The sequence below is a fragment of the Pandoraea commovens genome (assembly GCF_024704525.1).
GTDB classification, from domain to species: Bacteria; Pseudomonadota; Gammaproteobacteria; order Burkholderiales; family Burkholderiaceae; genus Pandoraea; species Pandoraea commovens.
The window spans coordinates 2,378,181-2,404,916 of the sequence record NZ_CP102780.1; the positions used below are offsets into that span (position 1 = coordinate 2,378,181).

General features: G+C 60.9%; 23 protein-coding genes and 2 tRNA genes. 16 read left to right on the plus strand and 9 right to left on the minus strand.

Translation table 11 applies throughout. The features are described 5' to 3' along the window. Positions 1 to 37 precede the first annotated feature (37 nt). The 3 genes from aceF to lpdA all read left to right on the plus strand — a co-directional run bounded on the left by aceF (position 38) and on the right by lpdA (position 4,167). Positions 38 to 1,714 carry a dihydrolipoyllysine-residue acetyltransferase gene (gene aceF / locus NTU39_RS11100; protein ID WP_150664939.1) on the plus strand — a complete coding sequence of 559 codons (1,677 nt, stop codon included), beginning with the start codon at positions 38 to 40 and terminating at the stop codon, positions 1,712 to 1,714. Positions 1,715 to 1,792: 78 nt separating this feature from the next. Then, positions 1,793 to 2,374, plus strand: a complete 582-nt coding sequence (locus NTU39_RS11105; protein WP_039403532.1) for an Ntn hydrolase family protein — start codon at positions 1,793 to 1,795, stop codon at positions 2,372 to 2,374. Positions 2,375 to 2,394: 20 nt separating this feature from the next. After that, positions 2,395 to 4,167 carry a dihydrolipoyl dehydrogenase gene (gene lpdA, locus NTU39_RS11110; RefSeq protein ID WP_257959822.1) on the plus strand — a complete coding sequence of 591 codons (1,773 nt, stop codon included), beginning with the start codon at positions 2,395 to 2,397 and terminating at the stop codon, positions 4,165 to 4,167. Positions 4,168 to 4,436: 269 nt separating this feature from the next. On the opposite strand, the gene NTU39_RS11115 is transcribed toward lpdA, so the two are convergent. Next, a complete protein-coding gene (locus NTU39_RS11115) occupies positions 4,437 to 4,997 on the minus strand; it encodes a phasin family protein (protein WP_150576875.1) in 561 nt (186 codons plus the stop codon). A 504-nt stretch (positions 4,998 to 5,501) separates the two neighbouring features. Between NTU39_RS11115 and NTU39_RS11120 the strand changes: the two genes are divergently transcribed. The 4 genes from NTU39_RS11120 to pbpG all read left to right on the plus strand — a co-directional run bounded on the left by NTU39_RS11120 (position 5,502) and on the right by pbpG (position 9,841). Beyond that, the gene (locus tag NTU39_RS11120) at positions 5,502 to 6,443 is read left to right on the plus strand and encodes a histone deacetylase family protein (RefSeq protein WP_257959823.1); all 942 of its coding nucleotides are present in this window, start codon (positions 5,502 to 5,504) and stop codon (positions 6,441 to 6,443) included. Continuing rightward, the gene (locus NTU39_RS11125) at positions 6,440 to 7,498 is read left to right on the plus strand and encodes a DMT family transporter (protein WP_174984767.1); all 1,059 of its coding nucleotides are present in this window, start codon (positions 6,440 to 6,442) and stop codon (positions 7,496 to 7,498) included. Before NTU39_RS11120 ends, NTU39_RS11125 begins: the two co-directional genes overlap by 4 nt. An 88-nt stretch (positions 7,499 to 7,586) precedes the next feature. Further along, positions 7,587 to 8,384: a nitroreductase gene (locus tag NTU39_RS11130; RefSeq protein ID WP_257959824.1), complete on the plus strand. Its 798-nt coding sequence runs from the start codon at positions 7,587 to 7,589 to the stop codon at positions 8,382 to 8,384. Positions 8,385 to 8,572: 188 nt separating this feature from the next. Continuing rightward, positions 8,573 to 9,841 (plus strand): D-alanyl-D-alanine endopeptidase, encoded by a 1,269-nt coding sequence (gene pbpG / locus NTU39_RS11135; RefSeq protein WP_150664942.1) that lies wholly within the window; start codon positions 8,573 to 8,575, stop codon positions 9,839 to 9,841. Positions 9,842 to 9,962: 121 nt separating this feature from the next. Here pbpG and NTU39_RS11140 read toward each other — a convergent pair whose 3' ends face one another. After that, positions 9,963 to 10,790, minus strand: coding sequence for an IclR family transcriptional regulator (locus NTU39_RS11140; protein ID WP_150664943.1), 828 nt, complete (start codon positions 10,788 to 10,790; stop codon positions 9,963 to 9,965). 283 nt (positions 10,791 to 11,073) lie between these two features. Between NTU39_RS11140 and NTU39_RS11145 the strand changes: the two genes are divergently transcribed. The 3 genes from NTU39_RS11145 (at position 11,074) to NTU39_RS11155 (ending at position 14,913) form a co-directional block, all read left to right on the plus strand. Then, a complete protein-coding gene (locus NTU39_RS11145) occupies positions 11,074 to 12,591 on the plus strand; it encodes a hypothetical protein (protein WP_257959825.1) in 1,518 nt (505 codons plus the stop codon). Positions 12,592 to 12,692: 101 nt separating this feature from the next. Then, on the plus strand, positions 12,693 to 13,418 hold the full coding sequence (locus tag NTU39_RS11150) for a (Fe-S)-binding protein (RefSeq protein WP_039399035.1): 726 nt from the start codon (positions 12,693 to 12,695) through the stop codon (positions 13,416 to 13,418). Positions 13,419 to 13,503: 85 nt separating this feature from the next. After that, a complete protein-coding gene (locus tag NTU39_RS11155) occupies positions 13,504 to 14,913 on the plus strand; it encodes a lactate utilization protein B (protein WP_039399033.1) in 1,410 nt (469 codons plus the stop codon). A gap of 109 nt (positions 14,914 to 15,022) precedes the next feature. Here NTU39_RS11155 and NTU39_RS11160 read toward each other — a convergent pair whose 3' ends face one another. The 6 genes from NTU39_RS11160 to NTU39_RS11185 form a co-directional block, all read right to left on the minus strand. Next, the gene (locus tag NTU39_RS11160) at positions 15,023 to 15,682 is read right to left on the minus strand and encodes an amino acid ABC transporter permease (protein WP_150576883.1); all 660 of its coding nucleotides are present in this window, start codon (positions 15,680 to 15,682) and stop codon (positions 15,023 to 15,025) included. Between the two features lie 119 nt (positions 15,683 to 15,801). Then, positions 15,802 to 16,599 carry a transporter substrate-binding domain-containing protein gene (locus tag NTU39_RS11165; protein WP_150664945.1) on the minus strand — a complete coding sequence of 266 codons (798 nt, stop codon included), beginning with the start codon at positions 16,597 to 16,599 and terminating at the stop codon, positions 15,802 to 15,804. A gap of 51 nt (positions 16,600 to 16,650) precedes the next feature. Next, the gene (locus NTU39_RS11170; protein ID WP_257959826.1) at positions 16,651 to 17,679 is read right to left on the minus strand and encodes a quinone-dependent dihydroorotate dehydrogenase; all 1,029 of its coding nucleotides are present in this window, start codon (positions 17,677 to 17,679) and stop codon (positions 16,651 to 16,653) included. Positions 17,680 to 17,842: 163 nt separating this feature from the next. Then, positions 17,843 to 18,631 carry an arginyltransferase gene (locus NTU39_RS11175; RefSeq protein ID WP_150664947.1) on the minus strand — a complete coding sequence of 263 codons (789 nt, stop codon included), beginning with the start codon at positions 18,629 to 18,631 and terminating at the stop codon, positions 17,843 to 17,845. Then, the gene (aat, locus tag NTU39_RS11180; RefSeq protein WP_150664948.1) at positions 18,628 to 19,392 is read right to left on the minus strand and encodes a leucyl/phenylalanyl-tRNA--protein transferase; all 765 of its coding nucleotides are present in this window, start codon (positions 19,390 to 19,392) and stop codon (positions 18,628 to 18,630) included. Before aat ends, NTU39_RS11175 begins: the two co-directional genes overlap by 4 nt. A 77-nt stretch (positions 19,393 to 19,469) precedes the next feature. Beyond that, a complete protein-coding gene (locus NTU39_RS11185; RefSeq protein WP_246184623.1) occupies positions 19,470 to 20,084 on the minus strand; it encodes an NUDIX hydrolase in 615 nt (204 codons plus the stop codon). A gap of 212 nt (positions 20,085 to 20,296) precedes the next feature. Here NTU39_RS11185 and NTU39_RS11190 point away from each other — a divergent pair. Both NTU39_RS11190 and NTU39_RS11195 read left to right on the plus strand, forming a co-directional pair. Continuing rightward, a tRNA-Met gene (locus NTU39_RS11190) sits at positions 20,297 to 20,373 on the plus strand. 157 nt (positions 20,374 to 20,530) lie between these two features. Continuing rightward, positions 20,531 to 21,034: a GNAT family N-acetyltransferase gene (locus tag NTU39_RS11195; RefSeq protein ID WP_150664950.1), complete on the plus strand. Its 504-nt coding sequence runs from the start codon at positions 20,531 to 20,533 to the stop codon at positions 21,032 to 21,034. Here NTU39_RS11195 and NTU39_RS11200 read toward each other — a convergent pair. Then, complete coding sequence (locus NTU39_RS11200; RefSeq protein WP_257959828.1) at positions 21,003 to 21,887, minus strand: EamA family transporter; 885 nt, start codon at positions 21,885 to 21,887, stop codon at positions 21,003 to 21,005. The two genes, NTU39_RS11195 and NTU39_RS11200, sit on opposite strands and share 32 nt — an antisense overlap. A 267-nt stretch (positions 21,888 to 22,154) precedes the next feature. Between NTU39_RS11200 and dusA the strand changes: the two genes are divergently transcribed. The 4 genes from dusA to NTU39_RS11220 all read left to right on the plus strand — a co-directional run bounded on the left by dusA (position 22,155) and on the right by NTU39_RS11220 (position 26,377). Further along, on the plus strand, positions 22,155 to 23,168 hold the full coding sequence (dusA, locus tag NTU39_RS11205; protein ID WP_150664952.1) for a tRNA dihydrouridine(20/20a) synthase DusA: 1,014 nt from the start codon (positions 22,155 to 22,157) through the stop codon (positions 23,166 to 23,168). A 188-nt stretch (positions 23,169 to 23,356) separates the two neighbouring features. Further along, positions 23,357 to 23,432: transfer RNA gene (locus NTU39_RS11210), tRNA-His, on the plus strand. A gap of 300 nt (positions 23,433 to 23,732) precedes the next feature. Then, the gene (locus NTU39_RS11215) at positions 23,733 to 24,197 is read left to right on the plus strand and encodes a GNAT family N-acetyltransferase (RefSeq protein WP_257959829.1); all 465 of its coding nucleotides are present in this window, start codon (positions 23,733 to 23,735) and stop codon (positions 24,195 to 24,197) included. Between the two features lie 353 nt (positions 24,198 to 24,550). Then, positions 24,551 to 26,377 (plus strand): eCIS core domain-containing protein, encoded by a 1,827-nt coding sequence (locus NTU39_RS11220; RefSeq protein ID WP_150664954.1) that lies wholly within the window; start codon positions 24,551 to 24,553, stop codon positions 26,375 to 26,377. Positions 26,378 to 26,736: the final 359 nt, after the last annotated feature.

The following is a 26,736-nucleotide window of genomic DNA, read 5'->3' on the forward strand; positions in this document are numbered from 1 at the left end:
CCGCACGTCAAGCGCAGCCTCGAGGAGACTGTGGAAAATGAGTCAAGTGATCGAAGTGAAAGTCCCGGATATCGGTGACTTCAAGGACTTGCCCGTAATTGAAGTGCTGGTGAAGGCAGGCGACAAGATCGACGCCGAGCAGGCCCTGATCACGCTGGAGTCGGATAAGGCCACGATGGACGTGCCGAGCCCGGCCGCAGGTGTCATTAAAGCGCTGAGCCTGAAAGTCGGCGATGAAGTGTCCGAAGGTTCTGTAATTTTGACGCTCGAGACCGCCAACGGCTCGGGCACACAGGCAAATGGCGCGGCTGCACCGGCCGCTCCGGCTGCGGCACCGCAAGCAGCGGCACCCGCGGCTGCCCCAGCCGCCGCCCCGGCAGCGCCTGCTGCCCCGGCCGCCAGCGGCGGTACCAGCAAGATCGACGTCAAGGTGCCGGATATCGGCGGTTATGACGACGTGCCCGTGATCGAAGTGCTGGTGAAGGTGGGCGACACCGTCACCGCCGAGCAATCGCTCGTGACGCTGGAATCGGACAAGGCTTCGATGGACGTGCCGAGCCCGGCCGCAGGCGTGGTGAAAGAACTGAAGGTGAACGTCGGTGACAAGGTCTCCGAGGGTTCACTGATCCTCGTGCTCGAAGGTGCGGCTGCCGCGTCGGCGGCCGCACCCGCCAAGGCAGCAGCCCCGGCCGCCGCCCCGGCACCTGCCGCCGCAGCGCCAGCTCCGGCTCCGGCAGCAGCACCGGCACCGGCACCTGCCGCTGCCCCTGTGGCAGCACAAGGCAGTCAGCCGATCAGCCACGCCAGCCCGTCGGTGCGTAAGTTCGCACGTGAACTGGGTGTGGATGTCACGCAGGTCAAGGGCACGGGGCCGAAGGGCCGCGTGGTCGTCGACGACGTGCGCAACTTCGTCAAGAGCGCGCTTTCCGGTAACCGTCCGGCCGCTGCAGGCGCTGCGCCGGCAGGTGGTGGCGAGTTGAATCTGCTGCCGTGGCCGAAGGTCGATTTTGCGAAGTACGGTCCGGTCGAGCCGAAGGCGCTCTCGCGCATCAAGAAGATCTCCGGCGCGAACCTGCATCGCAATTGGGTCATGATCCCGCACGTCACGAACAACGACGAAGCGGATATCGGTGAACTCGAAGCGTTCCGCGTGCAGTTGAACAAGGAAAACGAAAAGGCTGGCATCAAGGTCACGATGCTTGCGTTCGTCATCAAGGCCTGCGTGCTGGCTCTGAAGAAATTCCCGACGTTCAACGCCAGCCTCGATGGCGACAATCTGGTCTTCAAGCAGTACTTCCACATCGGGTTTGCCGCTGACACGCCGAACGGCCTCGTGGTGCCGGTCGTTCGCGACGCGGACAAGAAGGGTGTGTTCGAGATCGCGCGCGAAACGTCGGAACTGGCAAAGCTCGCCCGCGAAGGCAAGCTCAAGCCGGATCAGATGCAAGGTGGCTGCTTCTCGATTTCGTCGCTCGGCGGCATCGGAGGCACGACCTTCACGCCGATCATCAACGCACCGGAAGTCGCCATTCTGGGTCTGTCGCGTTCGTATCAGAAGCCGGTGTGGGATGAGCGCAAGCAGCAGTTCCTGCCGCAACTGACGCTGCCGCTGTCACTGTCCTACGATCACCGCGTGATCGACGGCGCAGAAGCCGCTCGCTTCAACGCCTACCTGGGTCAACTGTTGGCGGACTTCCGTCGCGCGATGCTGTAATGGCTTTTGCCGCCGACGGCGCGTGAGCGCGTCGGTGGCATTCGCGCAAGCTTCAGGATTCTGGACGGGGAGGGCATCATGACCACCGTGGTAGTCGTCAAGAAGGCAGGGGAAATCGCCATTGCCGCCGATTCGCTCGTCACATTCGGCGATACCCGGCTGTCGCAATCCTACGAAGAAAACCGCAAGGTTTTTCTCGTGGGGGATTCCTATGTCGGTCTGGCTGGCACGACGGCGCATTTTCCGGTCATGCGTGCCATTCTTTCCGGTATGGCGGATGAGTGCCGTCTCCATTCGCGAGACGAAGTTTTCCGCACGTTCTGTCGGGTCCATCAGAAGCTCAAGGAAGAGTATTTCCTCAACACCAAGGAAGAGGAAGACGACCCGTACGAGTCGTCGCAGATCACAAGCGTGATCGCGAATCCGACAGGGATCTACGGGGTTTATTCCTACCGGGAAGTGTTCGTTTTCGATCGGTTCTGGGGGATCGGTTCGGGGCGCAATTTCGCGCTCGGCGCCATGTATGCCCTCTACGACCAGGATCTGAGCGCACGTGCCATCGCCGAAGCAGGCGTGAAGGCGGGGGCGGAATTCGACAAGAGTTCGGCCGGCCCGTTTCAGGTACATGAGTTTCCGATCGATACCACCATCAAGTCATAAATGCGACAGGGAGACCCCGCATGAGTCTCATTGAAGTCAAAGTGCCGGATATCGGCGCAGAGGGCGTAGACGTCATCGAAGTGATGATCAAGCCCGGCGACAAGATTGCCAAGGATGCGTCGCTGATCACGCTCGAATCCGACAAGGCATCCATGGAAGTGCCGTCCGAAGTGGCGGGCACGGTCAAGGAAGTGAAGATCAAAGTGGGCGATAAGGCCAGCGAAGGGACTTTGATCGCTATCGTGGAAGCGGAAGGTGCGGGCGCCGCCAAGGCCGCCGCGCCCGCAGCCGCGCCTGCCGCAGCGCCGGCACCTGCAGCGGCACCCGCTGCTGTCGCGAGCGCACCGGCCCCGGTTGCTGGCAAGCACAGCGGCAGCGCCGACATCGAATGTGAAGTGCTCGTGCTGGGCGCAGGCCCGGGCGGATACTCGGCTGCGTTCCGCAGCGCGGACCTGGGGCGCAAGACGGTGCTCGTCGAACGCTACGCAACGCTCGGCGGTGTCTGCCTGAACGTGGGTTGCATTCCGTCGAAGGCCTTGCTGCACACGGCAGCCGTGCTTGAAGAGGCACAGTCGCTGGGCCACCACGGCATTTCGTTCGCAAAGCCCGAGGTCGATCTCGACAAGCTGCGTGCATACAAGGAAAGCGTCGTTGGCAAGCTGACCGGTGGTTTGGCCGGTATGGCGAAGATGCGTAAGGTCGAAGTCGTGACTGGCGTCGGTGCATTCCTCGATGCGAATCACGTCGAAGTCGTCGGCAAGGACGGCAAGAAGACGGTCGTGAAGTTCGCGCAGGCCATCATCGCTGCCGGCTCGCAAGCCGTGAAGCTGCCGTTCCTGCCGGAAGATCCGCGTATCGTCGATTCGACCGGCGCGCTTGAGCTGCGCCAGATTCCGAAGAAGATGCTGGTGATTGGTGGCGGCATCATCGGTCTGGAAATGGCCACGGTCTACAGCGCGTTGGGCGCAGAGATCGACGTCGTCGAAATGCTCGACGGTCTGATGCAGGGTGCTGACCGCGATCTGGTCAAGGTCTGGCAAAAGATGAACGACAAGCGTTTTGGTCGTGTCATGCTCAAGACCAAGACGGTGGGTGCGGAAGCCAAGGCCGACGGCATCTACGTGAAGTTCGAAGGCGAAGCTGCGCCGGCAGAGCCGCAGCGTTACGACCTCGTGCTGGTAGCCGTGGGGCGTAGCCCGAACGGTAAGAAAATCAGTGCCGAGAAGGCTGGTGTGGTGGTGGGTGATCGCGGGTTCATCTCGGTGGATAACCAGATGCGCACGAATGTGCCGAACATCTTCGCGATCGGTGACATCGTCGGTCAGCCGATGCTGGCACACAAGGCCGTGCACGAGGCACATGTTGCTGCGGAAGCCGCACATGGCGAAAAGGCTTTCTTCGATGCCATCCAGATCCCGTCGGTGGCATACACCGATCCGGAAGTGGCTTGGGCGGGCAAGACAGAGGACCAACTCAAGGCCGAGGGCGTTAAGTTCGGCAAGGCTGTGTTCCCGTGGGCCGCATCGGGCCGCGCGATTGCAAACGGTCGTGACGAAGGTTTCACCAAGCTGCTCTTCGACGAAGAGACGCACCGTATTCTCGGCGGCGCTATCGTCGGCACGCATGCGGGCGACCTGATTGGTGAACTTTGCCTGGCCGTCGAGATGGGCGCGGACGCTGTCGATATCGGCAAGACCATTCACCCGCACCCGACGTTGGCTGAGTCGGTCGGTATGGCCGCCGAAATCTACGAAGGCGTTTGCACCGACGTTCCGCCGCCGCGCAAGAAGTAAGACTGCGCATTCGGCACCCTGCGCACGCGAGCGCGCAGGAACAGAAAACCGCCATTCCCTCGGGAGTGGCGGTTTTTTATTAGGCGTCGCTAGCGGGTCGGCGTGCCTCTTACTTTCGCGAATGATGCGGCACAAAAAAGAAAACCCGGCTCAGGGCCGGGTTCGAAAGGTACCTGCGGTACCGAGGAGACAACTGGGTGTTGCTACAACTTGGGGGTGCAGCGACAAACGGTTGGCGTCCCGGGTAACGACTTGCAGGACGCTATCGATTACTTCTTGGCGGTGGCAGCACGCGAAGCCTGAGCCGCAGCCTTCGAGGCGACGTTCGTCGCAGCAGCGAAGTTCGTTTCGGCGATTTCGACGGCTTGCTTGGTGGCCTTCTGGACGCTGTCGAACGCGCTGTTGGCAGCGGACAGGGCCGACTTGGCCAGTGCAACGGCGGACTCCGAACCGGCCGGTGCATTCTTGGCCAGGTTGTCGAACAGCGCTTGCACGTTCTGCGAGCCTTCGGCCAGTTGGGCTTCAGCCACCTTGGTCACTTCGGCTTGCGTCGACGAAGCGATTTCATACAGGTGACGGCCATACGCGAGTGCCTTTTCGGCAGCCGGCTGAACCAGGTTGGCTTGCAGGGCGAGCAGCTCTTGCGCGTCCTTCACAGCGAAAGCCTTTTGTGCGGTCGATGCGGACTCGGCCAGCGATGCCTTCACGGCTTGCAGGTTCAGTTCGACCAGTTTTTCAACGCCTTCGAAGGCTTTGTTGGTCAGACCAAACAGGGTTTCCAGATTGGCTTTGTGTGCGGCGGCGAGTTGCTCGGGGGTCAGAAACGACATGGCGTTCTCCTATGGTGTCATACACAACATATCGACCCACTCCGTGTTCGCTCGTTGGTTCTCACCTTATCCCGGTGAAAACACGGTTGGGGCCTTCTCAGTAAGTGCGATCTCTTTTGTGCATCGCACAATTGCAAGTTTAGAGATATTTTTGTGACTGTCAAGTCATTTTTGTGCGTTGCACAAATTCAACAAAAGCTTACAAAATCAGCGACTTGGGATCCCGTGACGGATCGATGACACCGCGTTGCGGCGAGCATTCATTAAGACGCAAATCCTGTCGTGGTGCGGCTTTGCACCGTATGCGGCATCGGATTTTGCACCACTTTGGCGCCCCGACGGACCCCGGCGGCCGATGGTACTATCGATTCGTTCCGGCACTGGCGGAGCGGTCACGTGCGTCTGGCATGCCTGCGTTTAGAGGAATGCTTCGCGACTGCCGTTCTCCAGTGCCGCTGTCATTCAACGCTTTTTCGCGCGCCGTTTCGTCGGCCTCTCGCATCGATGCAAGCGTTTTACAGCGATCACTTCGTTCTGCCGCTTCCCCCTGGACACCGTTTCCCGATGGAAAAGTACGCTCGGCTGCGCGAACGCGTCGCCGGTGAGCTGCCGCACGTCGAATTGACGGAGGCGTTGCCCGCAGACGATGTGATGCTCGGGCGAGTGCACTCGCGGGAGTACGTCGAGCGCGTAAGTGCAGGCGAGCTGGATCCGAAAGAGCAGCGCAGTATCGGGTTTCCATGGTCGCCGCAGATGGTCGAGCGCTCCCGACGCTCCGCCGGGGCGACGGTGGCAGCGTGCCGCGCGGCGTTAGCCGACGGCGTGGCGGCCAATCTGGCCGGCGGTACGCACCACGCGTACGCCGATCGCGGGGAAGGCTTCTGTGTCTTCAATGACGCTGCCGTTGCGGCGCGAGCGATGCAAGCCGAGCTGGGGCCGGGGACACGCGTGGCGATCATCGATCTCGACGTGCATCAGGGCAATGGCACCGCAGCCATTTTCGAGCACGATCCGAGCGTCTTCACGCTCTCGCTGCATGGCGAGCACAATTACCCGTTTCATAAGGCGACCGGCGACCTCGACGTTGCGTTGCCCGACGGTTGCGGCGACGACGAATATCTCGTCGCGCTCGGCCATGCGCTGACGGATCTGTTCGCGCAATTCACGCCAACGTTCGTCATTTACCTAGCTGGCGCCGATCCGCTGGAAAACGACAGGCTCGGCCGTCTCTCGCTGACGCACGGTGGCCTGCTCGCACGTGACCACCGTGTGCTGACGGCTTGCGCAGAGCGTGGGTTGCCGGTGGCGATTGCGATGGCGGGTGGGTACGGTCGCGATATCGACCAGACGGTTGCCGCGCATTTCGCCACGATTCGTCTTGCCAGTCGGTTCCATCGGACCGTTCACGGCAGATTTCATGCAAGCGTTGGTGGTGTTCTCGTATGAGCGAGCATCGGACGGCCCCGCCTGCGCAGCCCCCGTCGGCCACTTCGGCATCGAGTTCAGCACGCGCCCCAATGGCGTCGACCGGTTCGGTCACGGCGATCTGGAGCGCGACCATGCCGTGGTGGTTCGTGCTGATCTGGAGTACCGGGTTCATCGTCGCGAAGTACGGCATGCCGAACGCCGAACCGCTGACGTTCCTCGCGTGGCGCTTCGGCTTTACATTGGTCGTTATGTTGCCGATTGCGCTGCTCACACGCACGCCGTGGCCGATGCGTCCGGTCGCGATAGACGGTGACGTAACGCGTGCGGCTGCGACGACGGCGACTCACCACCAACGCATCGACTGGCCGCTGCTCGCGCACCTGGCCGTCTCCGGCATTCTCATTCAGGCGGTGTACCTCGGCGGCGTCTGGGCCGCGATCAAACAGGGGGCACCCGCAGGATTGGCGGCGCTGGTCGTCGGCATTCAGCCACTCCTGACGGCGATCTTCGCGCGCGTTGTCGGCGAGCCGGTGTCGCGTCGCCAGTGGTTGGGGTTGCTTTGCGGCTTTATCGGTGTCGGCCTGGTGGTGGCGAACAAGGTGGGCGTTCGCGGCGTCGGCACTGGCGCCGTACTGCTGTGCGTGTTGAGCCTGTTCGCAATTACGGCGGGCACGCTCTATCAGAAGCGCTTCTGTGCGCATTTCGACTTACGTGTGGGCACCGTCGTGCAGTTCGGCGCCGCCTTTGTGGTGACGCTGCCCGCCGCATGGGCGCTGGAGACGATGCAGGTGCGGTGGAATCTCGAGATGATCGGGGCGCTCGCCTGGTCGGTGCTGGCGCTGTCCATCGGCGCGATTTCGCTGCTTTTTCTGCTGATCCGTCACGGCGCGGCGACCAAGGTCTCCAGCCTGATGTATCTGACGCCCCCGACCACCGCAGTCATGGCGTGGCTGTTATTCGGCGAGACGCTCTCGCCACTGAGTGCGGCCGGTATGGTCGTCGCAGCCCTTGGCGTCGCGCTCGTCATCGAACGGCGGGCGACGACGGCCGCCGCGACGTCTTCGGGGACGTAAGCCTCGTGCGCGACGTCTACTTTGCGCGCCTTGTTCGAACCGGGCAGGGCACCGCCTTCCATTCGAAGTTTGTTGTGAGCGTATTGCTATGAAGCATCACTCTGCGCGCCCCCATGGCGCCCCGGCCGAGACATCGACGTCGGCACCGACGCCACTGGCTGGGGAAAGTACGCATCCCTCGTCTGTCAACGAGAACGACGGGCTGCGCGTGAAATATGTCGACGAGGCGATTCGTAGTCGACGTTCGATCCGGGCCTATTTGCCGACGCCGGTGCCGCAAGCCACGATCGCTGACATCCTGTCGGTCGCATCGCGAGCGCCCTCCGGCAGCAACATCCAGCCGTGGCAAACCTATGTGCTCAGCGGACAGGCATTGAAACGGTTGACGTCGCGTCTGCTGGATGCGTTCAACGATCCGGCGCAGCGGTTGATGCATCAGGAGGAGTACGCGTACTACCCGCGCGAATGGACTGAGCCGTATCAGGCGCGGCGCCGCAAGGTGGGCTGGGATCTATACGGCTTGCTGGGCATCGGTCGTGCCGACAAGGCGCGCATGCATGGACAGCACGCGCGCAACTTCACGTTCTTCGACGCGCCGGTCGGGTTGCTTTTCACGATCGACCGGCATCTGGAGCAGGGGAGCTGGCTGGACTACGGCATGTTCCTGCAAAGCGTGATGGTCGCGGCGCGGGCGCGGGGTCTGGACACCTGCCCGCAGGCGGCATTTGCCACGATTCATCAGGTCATTGCTGCGGAACTGCATCTGCCGGAGACCCGAATGGTCGTGTGTGGCATGGCGATGGGGTATGCGGACCCTGCTGCCGCGGAAAACGGTCTTGTCACCGAACGCGCGCCGCTCGACGAATGGGCGCACTTTTTGACCTGACGTATATCAAGAGGTTGGCGTAATTTTGCGAAATTTGGCGAATGTGTAATTTGGCGCGTTGCACTGCACAAAACTGCCAGATGCCGGTTTAAGTATTTCAGCTAAGTCATTCATATTGCTTATTTTTTCGGAAGTTACTAAACTTCTCCCAAACTCGTTGCCCGCCAACCTCACGCTACTCCCAATCTATGTACGCGATCACCACCCTTGCGCGTCTGTGCCGCTCCCGTCTCTGGGGTGCTGCCGTCGTGGCGATCTCGCTCGCCGCCGGTGCCCCGGCAGTCGTTCACGCCGCTGGTAAGACGAGCGAATGCTCGCCGAAGACGGCCAAGACTGCCGCTCAGAAACGCGCGTGCGCGAATCCCAAGGCGACGAAAGCCGTCGCCACGTTCAAATCCGGTAACAAACGTGCCGCTGCCACACCTGCCGCTCGTGAAACGAAGAGCGCCAAGGCGAGCGGCAAAGCCCGTAAGCTCGCTGCCGTCGAGGATGACGGACCCGCAGCGAAGAAGGTCGCCGTCAAACGCGTCGTCTACAAGAACGGCAAGCGCCGTGTCGTGACGTCGTATCGCACCGTCAACTTTGCGCCGCAAGCCCCGGAGCGTCTCTCGACGGGCCGCGCTTTCGGTCTGCATGAAACGCCGGACGCGCTTGCGCTGCGTTCCTCGGTCGCCTACGTGGTCGACGAGCGCACGGGCGAATCGCTGTTCGACAAGAACTCGCAAGCCGTGCTGCCGATCGCCTCGATCTCGAAGCTGATGACGGCGATGGTGTCGCTCGACGCCGGCGTGCCGATGACCGACGTCATGGAAGTGACCGACGAAGATCGCGACTACGAGAAGGGCACGGGTTCGCGCCTGTCGGTGGGCTCGCGTCTGTCGCGCGAAGACATGCTGCACATCGCACTGATGTCGTCGGAGAACCGTGCGGCCGCAGCGTTGTCGCGTTACTTCCCGGGCGGCCGCCCGGCGTTCCTCGCCGCGATGAACGCCAAGGCGAAGCAACTGGGCATGAACGACACGCACTTCAACGATCCGACGGGTCTGTCGAGCCAGAACGTGTCGAGCGCGCGTGACCTCGTGAAGATGGTCAAGGCGGCTTATCAGTACCCGATGATTCGTCGTTTCTCGACGGACAGCAATTACGACGTGAACACCGGTCGTCGCGAACTGCACTACGTGAGCACGAATCATCTGATCGGTCATTCGGGCTGGGAGATCGGTCTGCAGAAGACGGGATATATCAACGAAGCCGGACAGTGCCTCGTGATGCAAGCTAACGTCGAAGGCCGTCCGGTGATCATGATTCTGCTGGACTCGACCGGCAAGTATTCTCGCTTCGCCGATGCCACACGTGTTCGCAAGTGGCTGTTGGAAGGCGGCGGCGCTACGCCACAACGTACGGCAGGCACCACGCCGACGGCACAAGTGGCGACTAACAACGGACACGCGCTGTAATTCGCGCCACGCCGCAGATGTAAAAGAAAGGCGCTCCCTCGGGAGCGCCTTTTGTTTTGTGCTATGGGATGGGCGCAGGGTGTAGAGCGCAAGTAAATCACGCTATACACCCCGTGGCGAATCACTCCGCCGTTGTGACCTGCGACAGGCTGCCACCCACATCCGGGTTCGGCGAATGGAAGCCGAGCGACGACGAGATTTGCAGTGCTGTCTCGTTCAGATTCGCCAGCCAGGCATCCTGAAGGCGGTCTGCTGGGGCTGAGAGCGAGAGTCCTGCCACGAGCTTACCGCTGTCGTCGTAGATCCCGGCGGCGATGCATCGCACCCCTAACTCAAGCTCTTCGTTGTCACGCGCGTAGCCGGACTTGCGCACGTGCGTCAGCTCGCGTTCGAGCTTTTGCAAATCGGTGATGCTGTTACGCGTGTGGCCCGAGAGTCCGGTGCGCGTGGCATAAGCGCGCACGCGCGATGCTTCGTCGGCCGCCAAAAACAGCTTGCCGACCGACGTGAGGTGCAGCGGCGCGTGACCACCGATGGCGCGCACCACTTGCATACCGGAGCGCTCGCTGTAAGCGCGTTCGATATAGACGATTTCATCGCCTTGACGGACCGACAGATTGACCGTCTGTCCGGTGATGCGATGCAAGCCGCGCATGGGCGTGAGGGCGGCGTCACGCACCGACAGGCGCGCTTTGACCAGATTGCCGAGTTCCAGCAAACGCATGCCGAGACGGTAAGTGCCGGGATCGCAGCGATCGACGAAGCGGCACGCCACCATGTCGTTCAGGATGCGGTGCGCGGTCGACGGATGAAGTTCGGTGGCTTGCGCCAACTCTTTGAGACTCACGGGATCGGCATGTCCGGCAAGGGCGTCGAGCAAACGCATCATGCGCTCGATTACCTGAATGGACGTGCGCGACTCCGCGCCTTGACTGGTGTCGTCTTTCATGAGGTAGGGCCGAGTTTCGTATAGCGTCGATTCTATATCATATGGTGAAAAATTCGCAGGTTTCGGGTAGACGATTCCTGTAAAAAGCCGGGCATCCACTGGCTACCACGCACACAAAGTGCCTCCCGCCACAACGTGCATTGAGTGACGAGTAGCGTTCATTCGGTGACAGAAATCTAAAGTGGGTGGTCGCTCGCCTCATTACCATGCACTTCAGTTCCGCGACGATGTCTGGCCCTTGACGCAGCGAGGGCGGGTGCCGATACCAACAAGGAGGGAATGCATGCATGACGAATATATAAATTATCCGGGGTATTCGATCTTCTCGATGGCGGCCGATCACTCCGTGCTGCCGGAGCGGATGTACAAAAAGGGCGCATCGATTGCACAGAAACGCCAAGAAATTGCATCGCAACTCACACAAATTCGAAACGCGCAGCACGCCATGGGAGGGAGCACCTATGCGGTTGACAGGCTGTCATCGGCATTCGAGAAGTCTTACGCCAAGGCAACGTCCGGATATTGGCGTGGTGGCCTACGGGATCCATTTTGGCGATGCCTCACTGTGCCGGATTCGCCAGGATTCTTTTGCTCGATGGTCGCGGACCAACTCGATGAACCGTGCGCGGAGCGCATGACGTCATCCGCCAGGCGATTGCTCACGATTCTGACGTCGCTTAGCGAGGCGCTTGAGCACGAGCAAACGATGTTGCGCGAGTATGCGTCGCTCGTGTCGAAGACCGGTGGTCTTCAGAATGACACGATTGACGGTGTCGTTGCCAACTGGGAGGCGTTGGAAGACATAAAGCGTAGGTGTATGACGTTTCGCACTCAAACGGCACCGTTCATCGAACACATGCGGCGCGCCGTGGACGCGGCGCGCTCAAGTGTGAAGCCGGACAGGAAGCATCATGGTAAGCGCGAAGGGATCAACGGGGGACTTTACGCTGCCGGGGCGATCGTCTCGGGTGTTGCATTACTCGTTTCGGGCTGGGTGGTGGCGATCATCGGCTTCTGCGTCACCATGGTGATTCGGTGTGTGAGCTTGGGGAGTATTCGAGGTTTCGATAGAGAAAAGGGATGGAAGGCCGTAGAAAGCCTTCTCGATCAGACGAAGGAATTCATTAACAATCAGGAGACCGCCATGTACACAACGTTAGCTGGACGAATTTCGACAACGCAGGCCGATCAGGACCGATTGGTATGGCAGCAACTACAAAAAAACTGGGCGACACTCCAGCAGAACTCGGCAACGCTCAAGGAGAACTCGGCAACGCTCAAGGAGAACTCGGCAACGCTGAAGCAGCATTCGGCATTGCTAAATCAGCGTTCGGCAACGCTAAATCAGCACTCGGAAGATCTGCGCAGCATTAAAGACGACGTCAGTTCGATCAAGCAGGGGCTCGCGCAAACCAGGCAGGAGCTCGCGCAAACTGCAACGTCGCTGCGCGGCGACGTCTCGAAGTTGAGCAGTGACGTCTCGAAGTTGAGCGGTGACGTCTCGAAGTTGAGCGGTGAAGTCTCGGCGATGGGCGACGACTTCTCAACGATGCGCGCCGACTTCTCAATGATGGGCGGTGACCTCTCAACGATGCGCGGTGACGTCTCGACGTTGCGCAAGAATTTTAAGGAACTGCGCAACACGATCCTGTTTGACAAATCGTCTCGCCAACCGGGGATTCCTGAGGGAAGGCCCGTGTCGTCTGGTCATGACGAAGGGCTACCTCGTGCCCCGATGGCACGTGCCACGTCGCTTGAAACGTTCCGCCCGCGGCAAATGCCGCCGCAGCCCAGAGCGTGAAGCGTTGCCGGCCGCGAGCGGTGAATACGGGAATCCACGCTGGGCCGGTTCGGCCCGGCGACTTATAATGGCCCATTATTCCCGAAAAGAGGATTCCCCCAATGCGCGTCGGACTGTTTGTCACGTGTCTGATCGACATGATGCGGCCGGAGATTGGCTTTTCTACGCTCAAGCTGCTCGAGACAGCCGGTTGCGAGGTCGTGATTCCCGACTCCCAGACCTGCTGTGGTCAGCCGGGCTACAACTCGGGTGAGCGTGCCATCGCTCGCGACCTCGCCCAGAAATTCCTCGACGAATTCGAATCGTTCGACTACGTCGTCGTGCCGTCCGGCTCATGCGGCGGCATGGTCAAGGCGCATTACGGCGACCTCTTCGCCGACGATCCCGAACTCATGGGCCGTTATGAGCGTCTGCGTCCGCGCGTGTACGAACTCACGGACTTCCTCGTCAACGTGCTACACGTCGACACCGTGCCCGGCGACTACAACGGCGAAGTGACGTATCACGATTCCTGCTCCGGTCTGCGCGAACTTGGGGTGAAGACACAGCCGCGCGCGCTGCTCGCCAAAATGCCCGGCGTGAAGATGACGGAGATGAAGGACTGTCAGGCGTGCTGTGGCTTTGGCGGTACGTTCGCGCTCAAGTACGGCAATATCTCGACGGCAATTGTCGACGAGAAGTGCGCCAACATCGCTGCCAGCGGTGCGCCTGCCGTCGTGCTGGGCGACCTGGGTTGCATGCTCAACATCGAAGGGCGACTGCGCCGCACCGGCGACACGCGCACGCGCGTGCTGCACATTGCGCAGGTGCTCGCCGGCGATGCCTGAGCGCGCCGCCATCTTCCCGACCTTCTGGCTTGTGTGCGCCGCCACCGCTGCGCGCGCAGGCCGTCATCACTTCACGTGAGTCGCGATGCAAGTTCAATCGATGCAATTCAAGGCGCGTGCCGGGCAGAAGCTTGCCGACCAGCGTCTGCAAGCCAACCTCAAGAAGCTCTCGACCAAGTTTGTGACAGCGCGCGCGAGCGCCATGGAAGAGATCGACTTCGAAGCGACGCGTGAGGCGCTCAAGGAGCGTCGTAATCGCGGGATCGAAAATCTCGACGTCTGGCTGGAGATCTTCGAGCGCGAAGCGACGCGACGCGGTGCGACCGTCCTGTTCGCAGAGTCGACGCAGGACGCAGCGCGTCTGATTGCCGAAATTGCGCGCAAGCACGACGTCAAGAAGGTGATCAAATCGAAATCGATGGTCACCGAAGAGTTGCAACTCAACAAGGTGCTCGCCGATATGGGCGTGCAGTCGGTCGAGACCGACCTTGGCGAGTACATTCTTCAGATCAACGACAACGAGCCGCCGTCGCACATCATCGCGCCGGTCGTGCATAAGGATAAAGACGAGGTCGCCGACCTGTTCGCGCGCGTACACCAGAAGCCGCGTCTGACCGAAATCCCGCTGATGACCCGCGAGGCGCGCGAGATGCTGCGCCCGCAGTTCCTGTCGGCGGACATGGGGGTGACGGGCGGTAACTTCCTCGTCGCAGAAACCGGCTCGGTGGCCGTGGTGACCAACGAGGGCAACGAAGGCATGTGCACGATCATGCCGCGCGTGCACGTGGCTGTCACCGGCATCGAGAAGGTGCTGCCGACGCTGGAGGATCTCGCCACGGCGATGCGTTTGCTGCCGCGCTCGGCTACCGGACAGGGCACGTCGAACTACTTCTCGTTGCTCACCGGTACGCGCGCCGAGGGCGAGGTCGACGGGCCGGATCACATGTACTTCGTGATCGTCGACGGTGGACGTTCCGGTCTGATTGGCGGTGCGTTTCAGGAGATGCTGCGCTGTATTCGCTGCGGTGCATGCATGAATCACTGCCCGGTGTATCAGAAAATCGGCGGCCACGCGTATGGATGGGTGTATCCGGGGCCGATGGGGTCGGTGCTCACGCCGAGCTATGTCGGGCTGGAGAAGACGCTAGATCTGCCGCAGGCTGCGACCCTGTGTGGTGAGTGCAATCGCGTTTGTCCGGTGGGGATTCCGATTTCGGATTTGCTGCGCAAGCTGCGCGAGCGTCAGGTGGATCGCGGTCTGCGTCCGTGGCGCGAGCGGGCGGCGCTGGCGGCGTGGGCCTTTACTGCGCGTCGACCGCGCTTGTACGCTACGCTCTCGGGCCTCGGTTCGTGGGCGTTGAAGCGCATGGGGCGCGATCGGGGGAGTATCTCCAAGCTGCCCTTCGCTGGTGGATGGACGGATACACGCGAGATGCCTGCGCCGAGCGGCAAAACGTTCCGCGCGATGTATCGTGAGCGTCGCGCGCCGCGCTGATTGCGTCGACGCTCAATAAAGAAGCTGGCCTCCCTGCGGAGTGCCAGCTTTTTTTACGTCCTGCCGAAGTCGGTGGTGTTCGGCTGTGCTCAGGTCCGTTTAGGTGCGTTCAGGTACGTGAGGGCAGGGCAAGGCGCTTTTCAATGCGACGTTGTAATGCCGACAGTCCCGTCGACAGCACCCAGTAGATGGCAGCGCACGCGAGGTACAACGGCAGCGGCTGATACGTCGACGCGATGACTTCCTGTGCCGAGCGCAGCAATTCCGTCACGGTAATCACGGAGACCAGCGACGTGTCCTTGATCAGGCTGATCAGGCTGTTACCGAGACTCGGCACGGCGATGCGCAGCGCTTGCGGTCCGATGATGTAACGCAACGTTTGCCAGTACGACAGTCCGAGACTGTACGACGCGAGCCATTGTCCGCGCGGCATGCCTTCGAGCGCGCCGCGCATGCTCTCCGACAGATAGGCGCCGACGTTCAGGCTGAGCGTTAGCACGCCGGCGGCCGTCGGTTCGAGCGAGATGCCGACGCCCGGCAGACCGTAATAGATGACGAAGATCTGCACCAGCAGCGGCGTACCGCGCATGATACTGACGTAGGCACGCGCAATGGCTCGGAACACGCGCACCTTGCCGATGCCCATGACCGCCACGATGATGCCGATCGCCAGACCGAACACCATCGACATCAATGCGAACTTGATGGTGAGCACGGTGCCCTGCAACAGCACTGGCAAGGATTGGGCCGCGAGTTCGAATGGATTCATGGGGGAGTGTCTTAGGGAATGTCTTGCGACGGATAGACAACGGCCGGCATCCGCAACATTGGCGTGATGCCGGCCGTGAGTCCGACGCGATTGTCGTCTCTATCGCCGTCGTTACCGTATTACTGCGCCGGTTTGGACGTGTCCTTGCCGAACCACTTCTGCGCGATCTTGGCGAGCGAGCCGTCCTGCTTCATGCCGGTCAGCGCGTCGTCGATAGCCTTGGCGAATGCCGGATTGCCCTTGCGGAATGGAATACCGACCGCCTGATTCGTGCCCGGCAGCACCGCGCCTGCCTGGAGCGGCAGCTTGGCGTTCTGAAGCAGATACGCCATCATCAATTGGTCATTGAGCGCGGCGTCGACACGGCCTGCGGCGAGATCGGCGAGGTACTCGGGCGCGCCGGGGTAGGTGCGCACGTCGATACCGGCCACTGCCTTGGCCATCTTGTCGTAGTTGCTGCCAAGGCTTACGCCGAGCTTATGGCCCTTGAGATCTTCAAGCGTCTTGAATTCGCGCTTGTCGTCCTTGCGGCGAATCAGTTGCGCTGCCGAGTACGTGTAAGGCTCGCTGAAGTCGAGCGACTTCTTACGCTCGTCGGTGATGGCGACCTGATTGACGATGACGTCGAACTTGCCTGCCTGAAGACCGCCGATGATGCCGCTCCACTCGGTCGTGACGAACTGGGGCTTCACGCCGAGGCGCTGAGCCACGGCTTTGGCGACATCGACGTCGAAGCCGTCGAGCTGACCGGACTTGTCGCGATAGTTGAACGGCGGGTAGGTGCCTTCGATGCCGATTTTCAGCACGCCCGCTGATTTCACGGTGTCGAGCAGGTCAGCGGCGCGAGCGGGCGACGTGCCGATGAGGGCAGCGGCGGCCAGCGGTACGAGGCAAAGCGTCTTGAGCCAGGATTTCATGATGTCTGGTTATCCCTGTGTCAAATGAAGGGGACGCTGACGTTCGGCCTGTCAGGCCGTACGCAGCGCTTGCACGCATTCTCGCACCAGCTCGGGGCCGCGGTAAATCAGGCCACTGTACACCTGGACCAGACTGGCGCCTGCATCGAGCTTCGCTTGTGCGTCCGCGCCCGACAGAATGCCGCCGACACCGATGATCGGCAGTGCGCCGCCCAGCTCGGTGGCCAGCGCGCGGATGACGCGGTTGGACGCGTCGAACACCGGACGCCCCGACAGTCCACCCGTTTCGTTGGCGTACGGCAGGCCCGCGACGGCCTCGCGCGAGAGCGTGGTGTTCGTGGCGATCACGCCGTCGAAACCGTGGCGTGTGAGCGTTCCGGCGATCACTTTGATCTGCTCGTCGTCGAGATCCGGTGCGATCTTCAAGGCGATCGGCACGTACTTGCCGAGACGGTCGGACAGCGCGCGCTGCTTCTCCTTGAGCTTGCCGAGCAGCGCGTCGAGTTCGTCGCCGCCTTGCAGCTGACGCAGGTTCTTGGTGTTCGGCGACGAGATGTTCACCGTCACATAGGTGGCGTACGGATAAACCTTCTCGAGGCAGATCAGATAGTCGTCGACGGCGCGCTCGATGGGCGTATCGGCGTTCTTGCCGATGTTCAGGCCCAGCGGCCCCTTGTAGCGCGCGGACTGCACGTTCTGAAGGAATTGCTCGACGCCGCCGTTGTTGAAGCCCATGCGGTTGATGATGGCTTCGGCTTGCGGCAGACGGAAGATGCGCGGCTTCGGATTACCTGCCTGCGGACGCGGCGTCACCGTTCCCACTTCGACGAAACCGAAGCCGAGGGCGGCGAGACCGTCGATGCAGCTGCCGTCCTTATCAAGACCGGCTGCGAGGCCGACGGGGTTCGGGAAGCGGATACCCATGACCGTGCGAGGCGATTCGGGGAGCGTCTGACCGACGAGACCGGCCAGGCCGAGCGAGGCGGCGCCGCGCAGCGTAGCCAGCGTCAGATGGTGGGCTTGTTCGGCGTCAAGGCAGAACAGGGCGCGACGGGCCAGAGGGTAGAGAGGCGCAAGCACGATGTCGGGTTCGGCAGAATCGGAAAACCGCCATTTTACCGGTATCCCGGGCGCGGAGCGCGTCTTTTTCTACGCTCTGCGTACTCCTGTTTTGCGTAGTTGCGGATGACGGATGAGCGCGATGCGCACTGACGCGAAGCGGCCAGTGCGACAGGCGGGCGGACTATTGACCCGGTGACTGACCGGCGGCGTCGAGCATGGCCTCGGGCATGTCTTGCCATTGGCCGTCGAGCAGGCCTTGCAGCGGGCGGAAATTTGCTTTGTAGACCATTTTGCGGCTCTGCTGAATCCAGTAGCCGAGGTAGACGTGAGGGAGTCCGAGCGCGCGCGCCTGCTCGATCTGCCACAGGATGTTGTACGTGCCGTAGGACGCCCCTTCGACATCCGGATCGAAGAACGTGTAGACCGACGACAGGCCGTCGCTCAGGATGTCGACCATGCTGATCATGCGCAGCGTGCCCGCCCCCTGGTGGCCCGGCGGCTCGCGAAATTCCACCAGACGCGAGTTCACGCGGCTTTGCAGCAGGAATTGCTCATACTGCTCGCGGCTGTCGTGATCCATGCCGCCGCCAGCGTGGCGTCGCGACTGGTAGCGCATGTAGAGCTGGTAGTGCTCTTCGGTGTAGTGCAGTCCGGAAACGTTGACGGCGAGTGCTGCGTGACGCTTCCAGATACGACGCTGCGTGCGATTGGGGACGAAGCGGGCGATCGGCACGCGCACGGGGACGCAGGCGCGGCAGCCGTCGCAGTACGGGCGGTACGTGAACACGCCGCTGCGACGAAAGCCGGAGCGCACGAGTTCGCTATAGACGTCCGAATTGATCAGATGGCTGGGGGTGGCGACCTGCGAGCGTGCGGTGTGATTGTCGAGATAGCTGCAGGGGTATGGCGCCGTTGCGTAGAACTGAAGGGCGGACAGCGGGGAGAGCGGCAGTTCGTTCGGATGGGTCACTGCGAAACCTCGTGAGCCTTGTCTGCTGCGTTACCGTAGGCCAGTGCGCTGAGCATCTGTTTGTCCAGACGCCAGACCGGCGCGGGGGCCACGACCGCCTTTTGCACATGCGCCAGAAACGCCTGACGGGGGATTTCGCCACCACCAAGTGACGCCAAGTGCGCGGTACTTTGCTGGCAGTCTATCACCTCTATTGCGTGTGTGCGTGCAAACGAGACGAGCCCGGCCAGCGCGATTTTCGAGGCGTCGGTGCGTTTGGCAAACATCGATTCGCCGTAGAACATGCGCCCGAGCGCGACCCCGTACAGGCCGCCGACGCGCTCCCCTTCATAGTAGGTCTCCACACTGTGTGCGAGCCCGGCGTCGTGCAGCGCGCGGTAGGCGTTGACGATGGCGGGGGTGATCCACGTGCCGTCCTGGCCGCGACGTGGCGCTTGGGCGCACGCCTGCATGACGGCGGAGAAGTCGACGTCGAGGCGAATTTCCCAGGCGTCGTCGCGCAGCACGCGGCGCAGCAATTTTCGGAAGTTGTGACTGACGACGAAGTTCTCGGGCCTCAGCACCATACGCGGATCGGGGCTCCACCAGAGGACTGGCTGGCCTTGCGAGTACCACGGAAAGATGCCCTGCCGATACGCGGCAAGCAGGCGTTGCGGGGAGAGGTCGAGTCCGGCTGCGAGTAATCCCGGCGCATCGCTCGATGCGTCGAGCGCTTCGTCTACGGAAGGGAAGGGATCGTTTGCTTCGAGCCAGACGACCATGACGACGTCAACCTTGCGGGGTTTTCTTCGACATCACAGGACGGGCGCAGATGTCGACGAAGCGGGCGACGATGCGTTCAGACACGCAGCATCGGCGTGAGGATGTCCTCGGTGTGTGCCGTGTGCACGGGCAGCGAGGGGGCCGGTGCGCCCGGGAGGGCGGCGTCTGCCGAAGCTTCGACGTGGACGCCGAAGGCTCCCGCACGGCGATCTTCGAAGAAGAAGCGCAGCGTCTTGGCGACGGTCGGGAACGCGATGTCGTCCCACGGAATTTCGTCTTCCGAGAAGAGGGCGACTTCCAGGCTCTCTTCACCGGCGGCAAACTGCGGCTCGCGCATCTGGGCCAGATAGAAGATGTGGACCTGATTGACGTGCGGCACGTTGAGCAGCGAGAACAGCGCACCGACTTCGACGATGGCACCGGCTTCTTCCAGCGTCTCGCGTGCGGCGGCTTGCGACGTCGTCTCTCCGATTTCCATGAAGCCGGCGGGCAGCGTCCAGTATCCGAGTCGCGGCTCGATGGCGCGCTTGCACAGCAACACCTGATCGCCCCAGACAGGCACCGTGCCAAGCACGTTGCGCGGGTTCTGATAGTGGATGGTGCCGCAATTGGTGCACACGTGCCGCTCGCGGTTGTCACCGGGCGGAATGCGCAACTCGACCGTATGGCCGCAGGCGGAACAGAATTGGATGGGAGGACGTCGGTTCATGGTTGCTGCGAGTGTATCACCGGCGACGCGCGCTGTGCGGCGACGCACACCGGGTGCCGGGATAACCCCCGGTATTGGCGATGTACAACGGTTTGCGACGATGCGAACGGGATGTGCGAGCGCATCACTGGAAAAATATTCGGCGTGTCATGTTGCACTGCGATGGCAATTGTCATATAATCTAATTCTTCAGACGCGGGGTGGAGCAGTCTGGCAGCTCGTCGGGCTCATAACCCGAAGGTCACAGGTTCAAATCCTGTCCCCGCAACCAAATTCGAAAGCCTGATTTCCACAAGAAATCAGGCTTTTTGCGTTTCGGCTTCTGCTTTGCGTGATGTTCGCGATGAGTCCCTCGATTGCGCTAGGGATTATTAGCAAGGCGGTGCAGCTCGAACGGTCACGCTAATGAAATCCAACTACGGGTCTCTATGTCTGGCATCTCTACTCCCAGCGAAAACGAATTCGACGCCATCACCGAACTTTGGGAGGCGTCCGTGCGTGCTACGCACGATTTCCTAAGCGACGACGATATTGCGTGGTTGCGTCCGCGCATTCGCAACGAGTATCTCGGCGCGGTGACGTTGCGCGTGTTTCGCGATGACGACGGCATCGTTCGCGGCTTTCTTGGCGTGTCGCCCGGCAATGTGGAGATGTTGTTCGTTGCTCCCGAGGCGCGTCGGCAGGGTATCGGCGCGACGTTGCTCGCGTATGCGGTGCGTGAGTTGGACTGTGTCGGTGTCGACGTCAACGAACAGAATCCGCAGGCGCTGGCGTTCTATCGTCGCGAGGGTTTCGAGGTGACGGGACGCTCCGAACTCGATGGTCAGGGGCGTCCGTTCCCGATCCTGCATATGCGGCTTGCAACGGCAAAACCAGTTGCGCCGACTGCACCTACTTCACCTACTGCTGCGCCGGCAGCAGACGCTGTTTGATCTTCGCGCCGAAGACGTTCACGACGAGCCCCGTCATGACGAGCATGGCACCGGCGATTTGCGGGGTCGTCAATTGTTCGTCCAGCAACAATGCGGCCGACGCCAGTCCGATGATCGGCACCAGCAGCGAGAACGGAGCGACCTGACTGGCGGGGTAGCGCGTCATGAGGCGTCCCCAAAGCGAGTAGCCGACGAGTGTGGCGATGAAGGCGAGATAGGCGATTGCGAAGATCGACGACGCCGAGATGTGCTCGATCGATTGCGCGATCTGTTGCGGGCCTTCGAACCAATAAGAGAGCAGGACGAACGGAATCGGTGGAATCAGGCTGGCCCAGACGACGAGTCCGACGAGATCGACCTTGCCGATTTTCTTCGTGACGATGTTGCCGGTGGCCCAACTGAGCGAGGCGCACAGGGTCAGCACGAAGCCGATGAGCGTCATGGCGCCGCCGCCTTGCATGCCGATGACGGCGAGCCCCGCCGCAGCAATCAACAGGCCGATGACGTTCTGCGCGCGAAACCGTTCGCCGAGGCACATCGCTGCGAGCCCGAGCGTGAAGAAGGCCTGCGCTTGCAGCACGAGCGACGCGAGTCCGGCGGGCATGCCGACGTACATCGCAGTAAACAAGAGGGCGAACTGGCCGAACGAGATGGTGGCACCGTAGGCGATTAGCCATCCGAGTGACACTTGCGGGCGTTTGACGAAGAAGATCGCGGGAAACGCGGCAAGCAAAAATCGGAGTGCGCCCAGCAACATGGGCGGAACGCCATGCAGGCCGACTTTGATGACAACGAAGTTCACGCCCCAGGCGAGTACGACGATCAGTGCCTGCAAGAGGTCCTTCGGTGCCATGTTGGCGTCTCCTGTTGCCGAATAGTTAATTTGTTATCGACGGAAGGCGAAAGTGTACTCCCGGTGCGTCGACCTGTCGTGAGGAAAAACCTGTCGGAAGGCTTGCTGGTCGGACGACTGACGTGCGTTCCCCAATGCCGCGGGTCCCGGCGGCCGATGAGTCCATGACGTATACTTTGGGTTTCGCTTATTAAGAGACGTCATCTCAGTTGCGCAAACGATGTTTGACGCGCGCGAGGCGGCGTTTGCCGTATCTAAGGAATTTGCATGAACTTGCCTGCCCGCCGCGTTAGCGTCGCACCGATGATGGATTGGACCGATAGGCACTGTCGCGTCTTTCATCGTCAGCTTTCGCGCCACACGTGGCTGTATACCGAGATGGTCACCACCGGTGCGCTGCTGCACGGCGACGTTGCGCGTCATCTCGATTTCGATGCTGTGGAGCATCCCGTCGCGTTGCAACTGGGCGGGAGCGAACCGCAGGATCTGGCGCGCGCGGCGAAGTTGGGCGAGCAGTGGGGGTACGACGAGATCAACCTGAATTGCGGTTGTCCGTCCGAGCGCGTGCAGCGCGGCGCATTTGGTGCGTGCCTAATGGCCGAGCCAGCGTTGGTGGCGGATTGCGTGAAGGCAATGCGCGACGTGGTACAGGTGCCCGTGACGGTCAAGCATCGCATTGGTATCGATGACGTCGAATCGTTCTCGTTCGTCGAGGACTTCGTGGGCAAGATCGCGGAAGCCGGATGCTCGACGTTCATCGTCCACGCACGCAACGCGATTCTCAAAGGCCTGAGCCCGAAAGAGAACCGCGAGATTCCTCCGCTCAAATACGACTATGCCTACCGTCTCAAGCAAGTGTTCCCACAGCTCGAAATCCTGATCAACGGTGGCGTCAAAACACTCGATGAAGTCGAGCTGCACTTGCAGCACGTCGATGGCGTGATGCTGGGCCGCGAGGCGTATCACAACCCGTATGTACTTGCTGAGGTTGACGCGCGCTTTTATGGCGATGCGTCGCCGGTGAAGTCGCGTGAGGAAGTGGAAGACGCGTTGATCGAATACGCGGCCTCGCAAGTGGAGAAGGGGCAGTATCTCGGCGCGATCACGCGTCACGCGCTGGGCTTATATCGTGGCGTGCCGGGCGCGCGCGGATGGCGTCGCGTGCTGTCGGATCCGAAGCGTTTGAAGGCTGGCGTGAGTGCGTTCGAAGACGCGCGCGCTCAGCTGCTTGCGGGCGCATTCTCCGAGCGTGACGAGGCGCAATCGAGCGTTGCGGCGTGACACGTAGCGTGTAAGTGGCGACGTTCGGTGACGAGCGTTCGCCGCGTGAGATGCCGATGTCGCGCACCGATCGTGCACGTGAGAGAAGAAATATTTCGAAGAAGTGAAAAAAGAGTTGGCAACGCGATAAAAACGTCGCTATAATCTTGTTTCTGTTCAGCGAGCAAGTCAAAGCGCTGATCACGGCGGTGGCCGTAGCTCAGTTGGTAGAGTCCTGGATTGTGATTCCAGTCGTCGTGGGTTCGAGTCCCATCGGTCACCCCAAAATTCCCTTGTAGTTCTCAGCGTTACACGTCCTTCATTTTCCCGTTCCGGGAAATTCTCCCGAAAAAAAAAGTTCTCTTGCTCAGTCGATAATCGACGTGCGTTCTGCTTGAGCGACGGTCATCGTGTTTGTGCATGCTCACGGGTTTCGTGCGCGTGGAATTCATCGCATCGGTCGTCACCACTCATACGTTCCCCCAACCGCTGGCTCCACAGTTTTTGGCTTGCCTGGGACTAACACGGGGACCATGTGTCGCTTACGCTTGGCGGTTTGAATCAGCCGACAAATGGAGATAACACATGACCGATTCGACGCTGGAAGTCCGCGCCGTCACACCGGAAGATTTCGATGCATGGGGGCCGCTGTGGGACGGCTACAACCGCTTCTACGGACGCTTCGACGCCACCGCTCTCCCGGAACACATCACGCGCACGACCTGGTCACGCTTTTTCGACGGGTATGAGCCCATGCATGCCATCATCGCCAAACGTGGCGAACATATGCTCGGGCTCGTGCACTTCCTGTATCACCGCAGCACGACGATGGAAGGGCCGACCTGCTATTTGCAGGATCTCTTTACTGTCGAAGCGGCGCGTGGGCAGGGTGTGGGACGCGCGCTGATCGAGGCCGTCTACGCGCACGCGAAGGCATCCAATTCATCGCGGGTGTACTGGCACACGCACGAAACGAACCTCACCGCCATGCGGCTTTACAACGACGTCGCCGAGAAGCCTGGGTTTGTGATGTACCGCAAGAACCTTTGAAGTTACGCGGGCGGAATCCGTGGCGTCTCGTCCGTCGAGATGATGGAATAGCCAATTCGGGCGTATCAAATCCAGTCTAAGCGGCTCGAGATACGCCCGTTTGGACATTATTCGGCAACGCGCCGAGAGATTCCACGCCCGTGTTTTGCGGCCACAAGACATACAAATAACTCTGCTATGCTGCCGTCTGCGTAGCACATCGCGCAGCCAATCAGCATTACAAAAGGCGGCGAAGGCGGGGCTGAATCACGCTAAGCGCTCCATGGTTTTCACGATCGGCCATCGCGTCGATAGTGCGTCGTACTTCACAATTGTTTGTGGTTTGACCGCGGAAATCCTGAGATTGCGAACTCATGAGAACGTATTCGGATTCGGGCAAAGACGAAGAACATCGGACGCAAGCAACGAGCCTAGGGCGCGACGAAGCGCAAGCCGCCGACGCGCCATTGGCAGATAACCGGCCTTCGACGGTCGCACTCCGACAACTCCAGACGATTGCTCACCACAGTCCCCGTGCCGTGCAACTGAAGTCGCTTCAGGGACTGACGGCTGGCGGCACATCTGCCGATTCTGCCGTTCAGCGCGAGGCAAGGCCTAACAACACCGGTATTCCCGACGGGCTAAAGTCGGGCATTGAAAGCCTCAGCGGCATGTCGATGGACGCGGTAAAGGTGCATTACAACTCATCGCAGCCAGCGCAACTCGATGCCCATGCGTACGCGCAGGGCACTGACATCCACCTGGCCCCCGGGCAAGAACAGCATCTCCCGCACGAGGCCTGGCACGTCGTGCAACAGGCGCAGGGCCGTGTTCAGCCGACAATGCAATTGCAAGCCACGCAGATCAACGACGATCCCGCCCTCGAGCATGAAGCAGATCGCATGGGGGCGCTGGCGATGCGGCAGGGGCCCGCGTCATCTTCTACGCTCAGGGAAATAGTGAGCGGGGCTCGTGTGCTGCAAGGCAATTTCCCCGATGCGGCGAACGACAAACGCAGGGAAGAGCAGGTCATCGACAAGGAAGACGTGCAGCTTGACCATATGGTGTCGCAAGAGAGTTGGCGGACGTTCAGCGAAACGCTAACCAAGACACTGGCGCCAATGACAATGGATGGGAGCAGTCGTTGGGCGGACTTGGGCGCCGCGCTTGCGGCGTTCAGAACGGAGGCGAACAAGACCGCCGGAGCGCACGTGGTACTCAGTGAGCAACACCTGATCAACATTCCCGAGAACATTGTTCCGGGACGGGCAAATCAGGTGCAAGGTGCAAAAAACTTCTTCGATCCGGAAATGAGCGGGAAGGGCGCGACTGTCCAGGAGACGGCATTCTCTCTGGAGATGCGTAAGCTCGACGATGCGATACGTCAGATCAATCAGCTTGTGGTGCACGATTTTCTGCCGACGAAGGTGGCCGACTCGAAAAAGGCGACGCATCACGATTCAGACGTGGAAGAGCATCTGGTAGCACTGCTCAAAGAAGCCACGGCGCAAATGGTCAAGCTCAATGCCGCACCCATTTCGTCTTACACGAAGGAGCATTGGTACCAATTCGACGGAAGCTGGGTGAAGAAGCGGAGTGCCACATGGCTCACCGGCGAAAGCGACGAGGCGGAGGACATCGGGCAGGAGGACGTGGAGGAGCAGGACGACTGGACCGACCTCAAGTTCACCTTCATCGTCAAATCCATGACCCGGGTCGGGAGCAGACCGACACTGGTCAACGTGCCCGTCATGGTGACGGCGAGCGTGCCGCCCGAGACATGGAGTCACATTTTCAAGCGCCACTATCTTCCGACATTCGCGTGGGACATTCAGGCCGTCAACACCTTCTGGAAGCAGGACCCATTCACCTATCTCGATAGCGCAGCGGGGCGGGCCTTACTTCAGACCGAACTGACGTCGCTCCTGAAAAAGACGTTCAACTTCTCAAAATCACTCGATGTCGTCGAGGATCACGAAACGGACTATCAGGATTGGTCTCAAGCCGACAGTACGCTATTTTTCCAGGCCGACGTCGATAGCGAATTCTTGGCGACGGCCGCACCTCCCAAGCTGGCAAATCGATACGAAGTGAAGATCGATATCAAATCGATTGCGCCGCAAAGCGATACCCTTGCGTACGCCATGACGCCAACGGATTTGAGAGCGCTTAAGCCGCAGCCGCAAGTGGGCGGGGCATAAGGTCGTCGAGGCCTTAGGTGACGGCGTTCTGGCAGGCGTGCAAGTTCCCATTATTCCTGAGTGCCCCGTCGATTACTGACGTGCATTCGCTTTTGATGCTGCCAAAGTTTGATCTACATCTAATTTCCCGCTCGATGGGTTACGCCGTGCCGTACAGGGCCGTCCATAATGGACTCGTCATGTTTTCATGACCCTGTCTTCCCGGTGCCCATGGTGCCCCATGCGTCCCGGTTTTGAAGCCCGCCTCCCTCAGGCGGGCTTTTTTTATGTCCGGTACGATCCGAAATGTGCGCTTTGCGTAACGCTACGATGTCCCCTATGAAATTCGAACGTGCTACGATTTTTGGCATCGCAGGGCG

Excerpts from the sequence above, each read along its gene's own strand:
- dusA (WP_150664952.1), top strand. The coding sequence starts at position 22,155 with ATGAACTTGCCTGCCCGCCGCGTTAGCGTCGCACCGATGATGGATTGG.
- pbpG (WP_150664942.1), top strand. The coding sequence starts at position 8,573 with ATGTACGCGATCACCACCCTTGCGCGTCTGTGCCGCTCCCGTCTCTGG.
- NTU39_RS11125 (WP_174984767.1), top strand. The coding sequence starts at position 6,440 with ATGAGCGAGCATCGGACGGCCCCGCCTGCGCAGCCCCCGTCGGCCACT.
- NTU39_RS11115 (WP_150576875.1), bottom strand. The coding sequence starts at position 4,997 with ATGTCGTTTCTGACCCCCGAGCAACTCGCCGCCGCACACAAAGCCAAT.
- NTU39_RS11150 (WP_039399035.1), top strand. The coding sequence starts at position 12,693 with ATGCGCGTCGGACTGTTTGTCACGTGTCTGATCGACATGATGCGGCCG.
- NTU39_RS11140 (WP_150664943.1), bottom strand. The coding sequence starts at position 10,790 with ATGAAAGACGACACCAGTCAAGGCGCGGAGTCGCGCACGTCCATTCAG.
- aceF (WP_150664939.1), top strand. The coding sequence starts at position 38 with ATGAGTCAAGTGATCGAAGTGAAAGTCCCGGATATCGGTGACTTCAAG.
- lpdA (WP_257959822.1), top strand. The coding sequence starts at position 2,395 with ATGAGTCTCATTGAAGTCAAAGTGCCGGATATCGGCGCAGAGGGCGTA.
- NTU39_RS11130 (WP_257959824.1), top strand. The coding sequence starts at position 7,587 with ATGAAGCATCACTCTGCGCGCCCCCATGGCGCCCCGGCCGAGACATCG.
- NTU39_RS11220 (WP_150664954.1), top strand. The coding sequence starts at position 24,551 with ATGAGAACGTATTCGGATTCGGGCAAAGACGAAGAACATCGGACGCAA.
- aat (WP_150664948.1), bottom strand. The coding sequence starts at position 19,392 with ATGGTCGTCTGGCTCGAAGCAAACGATCCCTTCCCTTCCGTAGACGAA.
- NTU39_RS11195 (WP_150664950.1), top strand. The coding sequence starts at position 20,531 with ATGTCTGGCATCTCTACTCCCAGCGAAAACGAATTCGACGCCATCACC.
- NTU39_RS11105 (WP_039403532.1), top strand. The coding sequence starts at position 1,793 with ATGACCACCGTGGTAGTCGTCAAGAAGGCAGGGGAAATCGCCATTGCC.
- NTU39_RS11160 (WP_150576883.1), bottom strand. The coding sequence starts at position 15,682 with ATGAATCCATTCGAACTCGCGGCCCAATCCTTGCCAGTGCTGTTGCAG.
- NTU39_RS11120 (WP_257959823.1), top strand. The coding sequence starts at position 5,502 with ATGCAAGCGTTTTACAGCGATCACTTCGTTCTGCCGCTTCCCCCTGGA.
- NTU39_RS11165 (WP_150664945.1), bottom strand. The coding sequence starts at position 16,599 with ATGAAATCCTGGCTCAAGACGCTTTGCCTCGTACCGCTGGCCGCCGCT.
- NTU39_RS11145 (WP_257959825.1), top strand. The coding sequence starts at position 11,074 with ATGCATGACGAATATATAAATTATCCGGGGTATTCGATCTTCTCGATG.
- NTU39_RS11155 (WP_039399033.1), top strand. The coding sequence starts at position 13,504 with ATGCAAGTTCAATCGATGCAATTCAAGGCGCGTGCCGGGCAGAAGCTT.
- NTU39_RS11215 (WP_257959829.1), top strand. The coding sequence starts at position 23,733 with ATGACCGATTCGACGCTGGAAGTCCGCGCCGTCACACCGGAAGATTTC.
- NTU39_RS11200 (WP_257959828.1), bottom strand. The coding sequence starts at position 21,887 with ATGGCACCGAAGGACCTCTTGCAGGCACTGATCGTCGTACTCGCCTGG.